The organism is Paenibacillus chondroitinus NBRC 15376 (assembly GCF_004000765.1).
Taxonomy (GTDB): Bacteria; Bacillota; Bacilli; order Paenibacillales; family NBRC-103111; genus Paenibacillus_E; species Paenibacillus_E chondroitinus.
In genome coordinates this window covers 109,889-122,665 of record NZ_BILW01000008.1, presented here as the reverse complement: position 1 = coordinate 122,665, position 12,777 = coordinate 109,889, and the positions used below count along the sequence as shown (strand labels likewise).

Below are 12,777 nucleotides of genomic sequence, written 5' to 3'. Positions count from 1 at the left end.
AAGGGAGGGATAGGGCTCGATGTCTGACAAGCCTAACAAGCCTACTCCAAAGAAGAAAAAGGCACCTAGGCCGAAATGGCTAAACATCATATGGCTTATTTTCAAAATCATACGTATTCCCGTTCTTTGCGTGCTAGCTGTTTATATCGGGCTATGGGTCGGATACTCCAAGCTGGGCCATCAGCCATCAGCGGAAATCTTCCATATGAGCACTTGGCGGCATTTATACGATTTGGTATTTGCGAATTAATTCGAACTCCCTTATTGGGAGTTTTATTTTTGTGTTAGCAAATGTATAATGAATGAAGGCTAATCGTCAGAGACCAGATAAAAGGCGCAGGAGGGGTACTTTGAATATTCCGAACATGCTCACCATCAGCAGGTTTGTTCTTATCCCTGTGTACCTCATCATTTTTTTCAGCGGCCATATCCAAATAGCCTTTCTGATCTTGCTGGCAGCAGGGCTTACAGATATCTTAGACGGTTATATTGCCAGAACTCGAGGTTTGGTGACACCTGTTGGTGTTATGCTGGACCCCCTAGCGGATAAGTGCATGATGATTGCGGTCATTCTCTCTTTACTCCTTACAGGGATGATACCATGGCAGGCGGCGGCAGCGATTTTTATTCGTGATCTGGGCATGATCATGGGCTCTGCTTTCGTCCACTTCAGGGGAAAACTAACCGTTCCCGCCAATGTGATGGGGAAATTAACGACAGTACTTTACTATCTCGCCATTCTCTTCATTGTATTTCATTTAGATTTCGCCATTACCTATTTGTGGTTCGTGATCGGGATCTCTTTCTTAACTTCCTTCATTTATATTTTTCAATTCTTGCTATTAAACCGGAGGGCCAAAGCGAAATAGACCATAACGTAAAAAGAGCCTATGTGAGGGCTGTGCACACACCTCTTTACATAAGCTCCCCTATATGAACCTTCACTTCTGCAGTTAATGAAGGGACACCAGTATTGTAAGTGATTACCTTGTATTTTATACAAGAAATTGAAAGGAGCATTTTCCGTTATGCTAGATATTAACCAGATTCAAGAAATTATTCCACATCGCCCCCCTTTTCTGCTTGTTGACCGCATTTTGGAAGTAGAGCAAGGCGTGAAAGCGGTAGGGATTAAGAATGTTACCATCAATGAACCTTTCTTCGCAGGTCATTTCCCAGGGTATCCGGTTATGCCGGGTGTGCTGATTATTGAAGCTTTGGCACAAGTGGGCGCTGTAGCTGTCCTTTCCATGCCTGAGTATAAAGGTAAAATTGGTTTATTCGCTGGTGCAGATGGCATTCGCTGGCGTCAACAAGTGGTGCCTGGTGATACACTGACATTAGAAATGACGATTACACGAGTTAAAGGAACAATTGTTAAAGGCCAAGCTGTGGCGAAAGTAGGCGAGAAAGTGGTAGTCGAAGGTGAACTTATGTTCGCCCTTGCTAATAAATAACCCCATAGATAAAAAGGAGATGAACCTGACTACTATGACGCGCGTACAAACAGAGTATCAATTATGGCTGAACGATCCAGCAGTGGATGCAGAAACGAAAAAGGAACTGCTTGCAATTCGGGAAGACGAGAAAGAAATTGAGGATCGCTTTTACAAGGATCTCGAATTCGGTACAGGTGGGCTTCGTGGCGTTATTGGCGCCGGAACGAACCGCATCAATGTCTACACCGTTGGTCGTGCAAGCCAAGGTCTTGCACAATATGTGAATAGCACAGGCGTACAAAGCCCTTCTATTGTACTGGCTTACGATTCACGTCATATGTCGCCGGAGTTCGCTCTAGAGGCTGCCCTGGTTTTTGCAGGAAACGGCGTTAAGGCCTATCTATTCAAAACATTACATGCTACACCACAGCTGTCTTTTGCCGTAAGATACTTAGGCGCGACAGCAGGCGTTGTCGTGACAGCAAGCCATAATCCACCTGAATATAATGGATATAAAGTATATGGCGCAGACGGTGGACAACTCGTTCCTCAGTTTGCGGAGCAAGTGATCGCCGAAGTTCAGAGCATTGACTCTTTTGATAAAGTGAAGAAACTGAGCCAGCAGGAAGCAGAAGATCAAGGTCTTCTTGTATGGCTTGGCGAAGATGTCGATCAGGCATACATAAAGGCAGTAACTGCGATTAGCCAGAATCCGGAAGTGATCAAGGAAATTAGCGATGATTTCCGTGTTATCTTCACGCCGCTGCATGGTGCGGGTAATGTGCCGGTTAGAGCCGTATTGCAAACCCTCGGTTTTGGACAAGTCCGTGTTGTTGCTGAGCAAGAGCTGCCGGATGCGCAATTCTCAACCGTGAAGTCTCCGAATCCGGAGGAACGTGAAGCTTTTACACTCGCTATTGCACAAGCGAAGGATTGGAATGCTGATATCATTATCGGCACCGACCCGGATGCTGACCGTATGGGCGCAGTAGTGAAGGATCAGAACGGGGAGTATTTTGTTCTTACAGGCAACCAATCGGGAGCCATTATGGTTAATTATTTATTATCGAGCTTGAAAGAGCGTGGAACACTTCCTGCCAACGGCGTAGTCGTCAAAACGATCGTAACGAGCGAGATGGGCGCTGTCATAGCGGACCATTATGGCATTCCAACGTTAAATACGTTAACCGGTTTTAAATATATCGGGGAAAAAATGACGCAGTTCGAGCAAACGGGCGAGCAAACTTTCTTATTCGGCTACGAAGAGAGCTATGGTTATTTGGCTGGCGACTACGCGCGTGATAAAGATGCTGTCATTGCAGCTATGCTTATCGCAGAAGCGGCAGCTTATTATAAGAAACAAGGCAAGACATTATATGAAGTCCTGCAAGAGCTGTACGAATCCTTTGGTTACTTTTTGGAAAAACTGGAATCAAGGACGCTTAAAGGGAAAGACGGCGTAGAACAAATCGGACGTATGGTAGAAGCGTGGAGAACGAACCCTCCAACCGAGATTGCCGGTACGCCGGTTACCGCTATGGAAGATTACGCCAAAGGGGTAAATGGACTTCCGCTTGAGAACGTGCTGAAATTCAAACTGGAGGACGGTTCCTGGTTCTGTTTGCGTCCATCGGGCACTGAACCCAAAATTAAATTCTATTTTGCGGTAAAAGGATCTTCAGGCGCAGAAGCGGCAGAACAGTTAGATCGCATCATTCAAAATGTACTTAGCCGTGTAGACGGATAATGAAATAGGATCAATTGAACCTCTTCAGAACCTAAGTCAGGGGTAGGTCGTCTAATGAATAGATGGAATAAATCCGTATTCATTGGGCCTATTTCCTCGAGTTTAGGAGCTGAAGGGGTTTTCGAATGTATATGGGACTAGAAAGTAAATGCTCTAAGGAGTGGACAATTGGTGAATTGGTATAAAACATGGAATAACCCGCTCAAAAATGTATTGTGGTGGCTTGTCATTATCGGCATGTTAGGCTCGCTTCCGCTAGCTTACACGCGTCACCTGACGGAAACTTCGACGAAGAACGTCGAGTTCGTTTTTGACTATCGCGACTTATTGGATATTTCGGATTTGCAAACAAACCCGCAGAGCTTCATCGCGCAGCAGCTGAAAAATATGAAGGCCGCTGGCATTGGATCAATGGCCGTGTATGAAAGCACGCTAGGCGAGTTCAAAGAAAGCCGTCATATTGAGATGTATAACTCGAGGGACGCTGCCGCGCTTACGCAAACCTTTGGTGATCCTAACGAGAACTTCACCTATGTGTTGTTCAAGGACAGTGCGACCCAGCAAAAGCTGGAGCCATTAATTCAGAAAACATTTGCTGACCTAAACGTTGGCATTAAACCATGGAGCTTCAAAAACCGTAACGGGCTCATCATTCAAATGAGCATGGACGATGCTTCAATTAAGGGAATGGATCCTGACCCGATTACGCTGCAAATGCTGAAGGATCAAGGTTTCCACATTGTAGTACGTTTATCTAATCGCCGACCTTTCGTCACGAATGAGATGGATAAGTTCCTGAAGCAGCTGCATGATATGGGCGTGAAAAGAATCATTGTCGATGGCAATGAAGTTCCAGGTTATACGGAAGAAGATACAGAAGTTAGCCTTAATAAAATGGCGGATCTGTTGAACAAGAATGGCATCGGTTTAGCTGCAATCGAATTACTGAAAGAGCCTCAGAAGGGTTTCAATACGTTAGCGAAACAGACGAACTATAATGTCGTCCGGCTGCATTCTTTCACGGAGAAAGATGGAGAGAAACTCATGGAGCCGCTGAAAAAGGCCGAGCTGGAAGACCGCATTCAAGGCGTTGCGGATCGCTTCGTGCTTGCGGTGAAGGATCGCAACATCCGGATGGTTTTCTTAAATGCCAAACCGCTGAAGAGTCTGGATAAAGGCAAATTAGTAGACCCTCTATCCGCCTTGTACGAGAGCTTGCAGGGCAAGGATGGGGCGATTCCGCGCATTGAGAAAGCTGGCTTTACGCTTGGTTCAGCGCAGACTTTTGAAGTGCATACAACAGGATGGCAAAAAATCGCCAGCGTCTTTATGTTGATTGGTGGTTTAAGCATCATCGTGCTCATGATTTCTTTCTTCATTCCAGAAGCTACACTTGTGCTTTTTGTGCTTGGACTGCTCGGTTTGGTTGCTTTGCATACCTTATCAGCTAATTTATACGCACAAGGACTTGCCTTGGGAGCGGCAATTTCCGCCCCAAGTATTGCGATTATGCTGGCGATTCGAACGGTTCGATCGGGAGCCGCAGCGAAGTGGAAATCAGGTCTTGCGTTTGCAATATGGACGCTCATCAAGACATCGGCGATCTCACTTCTTGGTGTCGTCTACGAGGTTGCGCTTCTGAATCACATTACGTATTCGCTTGTTCTGCAGCAATTCCGTGGTGTAGGTGCGCTGCATCTACTGCCAATAGCAATTGCGGGCGTTTACTTGCTGTTCTTTAGCGAGAGCAATACCTATAGCGATAAAATCATGCATATTCGTCGTATCCTTACATCTTTCATTAGTGTATTGTGGATCGTTGTTGCGGGAATTGCCCTGGCTGCTGTTTTCTATTACTTGTCTCGCACGGGTAACGAAGGACAAGCTTCAACGGTGGAAAAACTATTCCGTTCGTTCTTGGAAAACACACTAGGTGTACGCCCGCGTACGAAAGAGTTCTTGGTGGCTCATCCTTTATTCATTCTCGGTGCATACTTATCTATACGCTATAGACATGCTGTCTACTTGATTTTCATAGGTGTAATTGGGCAGCTTTCCATTGTTGATACCTTTGCTCACTTGCATACACCGCTTCATATTTCTCTCATCCGTATATCTTACGGTATCGGTTTTGGCGCGATTATTGGCCTCGTTCTTATCGCAGCTTGGGAAATCATCACAAGGAGTTGGAAACGATGGGTGCCAAGGTTGTCAAAATAGCGCTATCGGGCTACTACGGTTTCGATAATAGCGGGGATGAGGCTGTTCTTCAATCGATTTTGTTCGCTTTAGAGGAGCAAGGCCGGGAGCAGGGCATTCGTATTGAGCCGATTGTACTTTCTGCGAATCCGGAAAAGACGTCAGCGATGTACGGCGTCCAATCCTATCACCGCATGAAACCTGGTCCACTTCTCAGCGCTCTGCGGGAAGCAGACGGTTTGATCAGCGGCGGTGGGAGCTTATTGCAGGATGCTACAAGCTCCAAGACGATTCCGTATTACTTAGCCGTTTTGAAAATCGCACAGTGGCTTGGGAAGCCTACGTTTATATACTCTCAAGGCATCGGCCCGGTGAACCGCCGGATGTTCGATGGTTGGATCCGCGGCGTGTTCAAACGCTGCGCCTACATCTCCGTCCGCGATACGGAGTCCGCGGAGTTATTGACGACGATGCGCCTCCCGCGGGAGCGCATCGCCGTCGTGCCCGACCCGGTCATGGGCCTGCCGCTTCGCGGCGAGGCTGGTGCTAGCGGGTCGGCAGAGGGCGTGCGGACGGTCGGCGTGTCCGTCCGCTTCTGGAACGAGGACCGCTCGGAGCTGGAAGCTCTCTCGCGGTCCCTGGCACAGCTGCTCGCCGCCGATCCTAGCGTGCGGCTGCGGTTCTTGCCTTTCCACCTCCCTTCGGACGAGGTGGCCTCGCAGTTCGTGATCGACCGGTTGGGCGATCACGGGTCGCGGGTGGAGGTGGTGCCGGGCATCGTCCATCCGCAGGATATGCTCGCGCAGGTCGCGGGTTGCGACCTGCTGATCGGGATGAGGCTGCATTCCTTGATTTATGCAGCCTCGCAGTATGTGCCTATGGTAGGCATCTCGTACGATCCGAAGATCGACCAGTTTCTCCATAGGCTTGGCATGAAAGCTGCCGCATCGACGTCTCGTTTCGATGCGGATGCATTGGCCCAGGAGGCTGCGGCTCTCCTGGATGGCCGAGAAGCTTGGGCGGCGTCCAAGCGCGCCGCCATCGAGGAGCTTAAGGCGCAGGCCCAGTTCCCTGCGAAAAGCATCGTTTCTTTTTTTAATAAATAAAAAAATCAACCAAAACGTGAAAGCCAACGTCACATAAAGGAAGAGATATCTATGAGCTCAACATCGACAACGACAGCTGGAGTTGTTTCTGCCCAAGCTATACCGAAAGTCAGCATATATGGGGTTCCCATCTCTAAAATGAGCATGAACCAAACGGTTGCCTACCTAGCCAAGGCGATTGAACAAAGACAGCCTCATCAAATCATAACCGCCAACCCGATTATGGTGATGTCGGCGCTGGATGATCCCGCCTATATGAGCATGATGAAGCGCGCCGAGCTTATCGTTCCTGATGGAACAGGTGTGGTCTGGGCCGCCAATTATGTTGGAGAGCCAGTTGCAGAGCGGGTCCCTGGTTACGATTTGTTAAATGAGCTGATGAAGGTTGGAGAGTCGAAAGGCTGGAAAGTCTATCTGCTCGGGGCTTCCAATGAAGTGATTCAAGCGGCAGCGGACAAAATACGCAAGAATTATCCTGGAATCAAGCTCGTTGGTGTGCGTGACGGTTACTTCAAAGATGAGCAGGATGCCGAAGTGATTCAATCCATTGTAGATGCCGCACCGGATCTTCTATTTGTAGGGAGAGCGGCAGCGAATCAGGAGCCTTGGATCGGCAAATACAAAGGGCAGATCGGCGTTCCGGTTATGATGGGAGTCGGGGGAAGTTTTGATGTTCTTTCGGGCAAGCTAAAAAGAGCACCGGTTGTATTCCAAAAACTACGTCTTGAATGGTTTTACCGCCTGTTGCAGGAGCCGTGGCGCTACAAAAGAATGTTATTACTCCCTAAATTCGCGATGAAAGTGATGCGTGACAAAGAGAAAGTCACAAAACCATGAAAATTTTTATGAAAATTGGCTGAAAACGGTCATTTCAGACAAAATTAGCAGTAGTATTTGTGGAAAAATGGGAGTATAATTCTCTTCGGCGGATCACCTGCCACCCAAGACAAGAGGAGCTGTGAAGAAGACATGTATGGATTATACGCGATTGGGTTCATCGCTGCCTGCATTATTGCAGTGCTGCTGACACCCCTGGTCAAAAAATTTGCCTTCTGGGTTGGAGCTGTAGATGCCCCCAACCATCGAAAAGTTCATACGCGAATTATGCCGCGTCTCGGAGGTCTAGCTATCTTCCTTGCCTTCGTCGGAGCTTATTTCGTCGTCTCTCCAGCGCTTGATGCCGTTAACTCCAATGCAGCGTTCGGTTTGCTGCTCGGCGGGTTAGTTATCGTCATCACAGGGGCTTTGGATGACCGTTTTCAACTATCCCCCAAATGGAAGCTTCTTGGGCAGCTCATTGCTGCGTGTATCGTCGTTTCCTTTGGCCTCAAAATCGATCTCGTTAACATTCCGTTCGGAGAGACGAATCTGCCTATCGGCTGGTTGAGTATCCCGATTACGATATTATGGATTGTCGGCGTATCCAATGCCATTAACCTGATTGACGGTCTAGATGGGCTGTCAGCGGGAGTATCTGGTATTGCTACTACTACAATTCTTGTTTTAGCGCTTATGATGGGCAATGTAACTGTTATTCTATTGGCTGTGATCTTGCTAGGAAGTATCGTAGGATTCATGTTCTATAACTTCCATCCCGCCAAAATTTTTATGGGCGACTCGGGCGCTTTATTCTTAGGTTTCGCACTTGCGACATTGTCGATCCTAGGCTTTAAACAAGCAGCTGTTGTATCGCTTCTAATCCCGATTATGATCTTAGGCGTACCTTTATCGGATACCTTCTTTGCGATTATGCGTCGTTATGTGAATAAATTGCCGATTTCGGCACCGGACAAAAGCCATCTTCATCATTGCTTGTTGCAGCTTGGCTTCAGCCATCGTACAAGCGTACTGATCATTTACGGTATTGCATCCGTATTCGGCGGCAGCGCGGTAATCTGCTCCGTCTTCATTTCCCAGGATTCCACTTGGGGATTAATCATGATCATTGTTGCTCTATTCCTAGTGATGCTCGTCGGAGCAGAAGCAATCGGCATCATTAGTAAAAGCCGCAAGCCGGTTCTTAATTTCCTGCAAAGACTTGTAGGCAAGACCGTGCAGAGCGACCGGATGGGCAAATAAACAGCACTTATACCTGTTTCACTCAAATCCAACCTTCGGGTTGGATTTTTTTTCTATTTTGTGAACTTATTTCTTTCTCTAAACAATTGAGAGGTTTTGACCGATAAGAAAGGTACAAGAACTTTTGGCGGTATACCGCGTCAAATCATGGAGAATGATAGAAGGATTTGGGAGGGATTGTCGAAAGTAAGTTTGTCTAACCGACGGTTAGCAGCATTGCTATGTCGAATGAATGGAATTTAGAGGACATAAGGAGGAACTAGCTTTGAAGACCAAGCAAAGAAATAAGTGGATTAGCATCAGCCTCATGGTTGCTATGTTGTTGGCCTTGCTTCCACCACTCGGGGCTTCGGCCGCGCCTGTAATTAATATTACGAATTACTACGTACATACTGACCCTAATGATACTACTGTGGTCCAGGATCCTGATCAATTCCTTGATGCATTGATTCCAAGGATTACGGCAAACCCAATTACGCTAAGTGCAGACATTGGGGGCATTTCGGATGATCAGATTACGAACGTTTTCTATGAAATCAAAAATATGACCACAGGTATTACGACACCAAACAAAACAAATCGCGCGATCAAAAATCCTAATAACAGCAACCAAATTACCTTTGAGAATATTCAATTAACGGAAGGTTTAAATAAAATTGTTGTTAAATACGGAAGCACTTCAACGGTTGATTCTAAGCCGGCTTGGGTTTACTTCACACCGGTATCCAACATCACAAATTTGAAAATCAATGATGTTGATTTCGCAGATGGTGGTATGTACCCAGCAACAGGTCCTTATACGAATCTTACAATTACAGGTAATTCTAATAATGCTTATCAAGTAAACGCTACGGTATCGGGAACTACTTATGAAGCAACTAATTTTTCTGGCGGTATTTTTACATTCTTAACAAACACGGGAAGGGCTTCGGATCTCACCTTAACGCCAGGGGACAATCTAATCACTTTCGTTGCCAAGAACCCGACAAACTATTATACAACGTCAAGAAACTTTATTTATAACAATGGCTTAGGCTTTGCTTATAATGGTAAAGTTCGTTTTAAAGAGGCAGCAGCAGGGAACTCAGACCAAGCATTGGTCAATATCCCTAATTTGGTGAGTTCAACGGATAATAACATTGTTTTTACAGCTGATTTAAAGAACAGTAAAGGAAACATTACGGCAGGTAGCCCAGATTACTTATACGCGGATATCAGCGTTGCGGGAAGTGGGACAACTCTCCGTTATACATTTGCAACAAATTCGACAACCCCTATTGGCGGCTACTTGAATGTTAACCCTAATGTTCCTAGTGGAACGATTCCTAGCCTGGTTAATCCTGCGACTGTAACAGGTGGAACAGCTTACGATGTCCATCATATTGAAGCAAACCTACCACTCAGCGGTACTGCGACTTCTCAGGAAATCGACGTCAAATTCGTTACAAGTTTGGGTGGAGAATATACAACCAGATATAATTTTAATTTCGTTAACCCAACTTTGCCTTACATTGATTACACTGCGCAATATTTTGCTCCACCTGTTGGAGCAGGTTATGAAGTTAAGCTTACAGAGCAAGGAACGAATCAAATCAATGAATTTCCTGCAAAACTCAAATTTCATGTTAATGGCAATGCCGATAAAGTGAAAGTAACGATCCCCGGATTTGCAGGCAATGGTGATGTGAACGTTACTGCGGGCGTAGCGGAGATTGATCTTCACGATATTCCGGATGGCACCACCAAGCTGACATTGGTTCCGTGGAATGCGACAACCGGTTATAACCAAGCTGGTGCCAAAGTGTATCAGTTGAATATCTCGAGTGCACCTTACGTCATTGTGAACAGTCTTTATAATGGGAAAGTAGTGAGTAATCCGGCTCAAATCACTTGTGCAGAAGGTGCGGCTCCTTGTATCACAGGTAAAATCGTTAATCTACCTGCGTCAAACTACGGTGATGTTGAGTTGTCTGTTAATGATTCAAATATTGCTTTGCTACCTGGAATGATTAAGACAGACGGAAGCTTCACTATTCCTGCTACAGCATTCATTCTACCTGGTAATACAAGTTCCCTTTTTGATGCAGATGGTAAGAAAACAATTAAATTCTCACTGTACTTGAAGCCTGCAGGCGTAAAAGTGCTTGTTACACAAACGATTTATGAGATCTTCGTTTTAAGCGATTTCGCACCGCTAGTTGAAGAACTAGCCCTTGACCCAGCTATCACGCCTTTTACACCTAGCTCAGTGCCTGGAGCTTTCCTGACGACGTCTGATAAGCTGCAGCTCTCTGGTACAGTGTTAAACGCAAAATTAAATTCAGCAGATGCTACTTCAACAGCTATTTTATATGTAAGAAGTGTTCCTAATGGTTCCACTCTTACTGTTGGTACTACACCGCTACTAGCCCAAATCTCTCAAGTGACCAATCCACTGGATGGTAACCAAATTACGACCAAATTCAAAATATCGACTCCTTTAAGTTTGGATGCGTATGGAGATTATGTGTTAGAACTGGTGGCTAAGAATAAGACTGGTCGTACGACAAGCAAAATGATTACTGTTACAAAACAGCCTGTAGACTATCTGCTTCTTCAACCAACAAATTTCGTTAAAAATGCAGATAAGATTGATCAAGCCAATGTAAATACAAATTTCCAAACTGTCGTGATTCAAGCTGATGGAGCAGACTCCATTATCTATAATAAAACAGAAGCCAAACTTACTGCGCCAGGTATTTTCCGTTTGGATGTACCGAACTTGAAAGCAGGAAAAAATACAGTTAGCTTTGAAGTTATTCGAGGCAGTGCTAAATCAAAAGGTACATTTATTCTCAATAATTTGAATACACCAATTGAAGGTGCACAGTATCGTACGAATATTGCAGCTAAAATGAGCCTGTTCGATGGGGATCTTACATTAACTTTCCCGAAAGACACGAAGTTGATGAGAAATGACCGTACACAAACGGAACAATTCATCACATCTGATCGTAAATTAGTGTTTGGGATTGCCAATCAAGATGACGGGCGTGTAGATAAGGCTTCTGAGACTCAAGCCGGCATGCGCTTTCTTCAAGAGCCAACAGGACGATTCAGAGCTGCCAGTAAACTGTTCTGGATTGATGGCGGTTCGATTGATAGTAGTGCAGCAAGCACAAATGCGACGCTTAAAGACGCTCTACAAGGCAGTGGTAACCTACCATCTCCATCGCTACCTGGACCTGGGGAGACGGCGTTTTACTCCCGTTACATTAAAAATCTAGTTATACCTACGGAACGTGGAACGCTAACGTTGAAATACGATGAAGAGATTCGTAACGACTCTTGGAAGTATCTCACTGTGTACCAATTCGGTACGTTCTTGGATCCAAGCGGAACCGGGAACCAATACGTAGGTTGGAAGAATATTGGCGGCGTTGTAGATGCCAAATCCCATACGATCAAAGTACCGGTTGAAAATTTCGGCTATTTCCAAGTCATGTATATGGATAACAGCTTTAATGATGTAACGAATCATGACTGGGCCCGCGATTACCTGGATATTCTTTATTCCAAAGGGATTATGAATAATAAGACACCTGGACAGTTCTTGCCGAATGACGCTATTACTCGCGGTGAGTTTGTAACGATGTTGGTTAACATTTTTAATATCCCATTAGTAAATGAAGATACAACGTATCATACAAACGATCCGACCAACCCTAACTTCCAGGGTACTTTCGCGGATGTGCGTAGAGGCCTTGGATTGCCGAATAGCAGCAGTTTGTATGACTTCATGCATATTGAAGCCGGAGCACGTGCGGGTATCGTCAGAGGTAACTCTAACGGCTTGTTCCTTCCGACCAATTCTATTAGCCGTCAAGATGCCGCTGTTATGATCGAAAGAGCAGCAAACATGAAAACCAGCGCGGATTCAGTTAAATCACTTGCTAATCTTAAAAAGCAATTCACAGATGCAGGTGACATGGATACCTATTCAATAGCTTCTATAGAAGCAGTTATTAAAGCAGGACTAATGGATGGCATTGAAAACGCGCCTGTTCAAGGACAGAAGAAGCCAACCTACAGCTTTGATCCAAAGGGCAATATGACCAGAGCGCAAGCTGCGGCGATTGCTAACCGCGTTCTTAAGCAACAGAAGAAAATTCCTTAAATCTTGAGTTGAAGTGAACAAAGACTGCTCCGATATAATCGGATGCAGTCT

9 protein-coding genes are annotated in these 12,777 nt (G+C 45.7%); all 9 read left to right on the top strand.

Annotated features, from left to right (window positions below; all coding sequences use genetic code 11):
* Window positions 1–19: 19 nt before the first annotated feature.
* The 9 genes from PCH02S_RS12445 (at window position 20) to PCH02S_RS12405 (ending at window position 12,726) form a co-directional block, all read left to right on the top strand.
* A complete protein-coding gene (locus tag PCH02S_RS12445; RefSeq protein ID WP_127453387.1) occupies window positions 20–250 on the top strand; it encodes a DNA-directed RNA polymerase subunit beta in 231 nt (76 codons plus the stop codon).
* Between the two features lie 100 nt (window positions 251–350).
* Window positions 351–869: a CDP-alcohol phosphatidyltransferase family protein gene (locus PCH02S_RS12440; RefSeq protein ID WP_174806771.1), complete on the top strand. Its 519-nt coding sequence runs from the start codon at window positions 351–353 to the stop codon at window positions 867–869.
* A gap of 159 nt (window positions 870–1,028) precedes the next feature.
* A complete protein-coding gene (gene fabZ / locus PCH02S_RS12435) occupies window positions 1,029–1,457 on the top strand; it encodes a 3-hydroxyacyl-ACP dehydratase FabZ (RefSeq protein WP_127453383.1) in 429 nt (142 codons plus the stop codon).
* A gap of 34 nt (window positions 1,458–1,491) precedes the next feature.
* Window positions 1,492–3,186, top strand: coding sequence for a phospho-sugar mutase (locus PCH02S_RS12430; protein ID WP_127453381.1), 1,695 nt, complete (start codon window positions 1,492–1,494; stop codon window positions 3,184–3,186).
* Window positions 3,187–3,357: 171 nt separating this feature from the next.
* The gene (locus tag PCH02S_RS12425) at window positions 3,358–5,406 is read left to right on the top strand and encodes a DUF5693 family protein (protein ID WP_307719933.1); all 2,049 of its coding nucleotides are present in this window, start codon (window positions 3,358–3,360) and stop codon (window positions 5,404–5,406) included.
* Window positions 5,382–6,491, top strand: a complete 1,110-nt coding sequence (gene csaB, locus PCH02S_RS12420; protein WP_127453378.1) for a polysaccharide pyruvyl transferase CsaB — start codon at window positions 5,382–5,384, stop codon at window positions 6,489–6,491. Before PCH02S_RS12425 ends, csaB begins: the two co-directional genes overlap by 25 nt.
* Window positions 6,492–6,542: 51 nt before the next feature.
* Window positions 6,543–7,328: a WecB/TagA/CpsF family glycosyltransferase gene (locus PCH02S_RS12415; RefSeq protein WP_127453376.1), complete on the top strand. Its 786-nt coding sequence runs from the start codon at window positions 6,543–6,545 to the stop codon at window positions 7,326–7,328.
* A gap of 132 nt (window positions 7,329–7,460) precedes the next feature.
* Complete coding sequence (locus tag PCH02S_RS12410; RefSeq protein WP_127453375.1) at window positions 7,461–8,570, top strand: glycosyltransferase family 4 protein; 1,110 nt, start codon at window positions 7,461–7,463, stop codon at window positions 8,568–8,570.
* A 265-nt stretch (window positions 8,571–8,835) separates the two neighbouring features.
* Window positions 8,836–12,726 carry an S-layer homology domain-containing protein gene (locus tag PCH02S_RS12405; RefSeq protein WP_164819540.1) on the top strand — a complete coding sequence of 1,297 codons (3,891 nt, stop codon included), beginning with the start codon at window positions 8,836–8,838 and terminating at the stop codon, window positions 12,724–12,726.
* Window positions 12,727–12,777 lie beyond the last annotated feature (51 nt).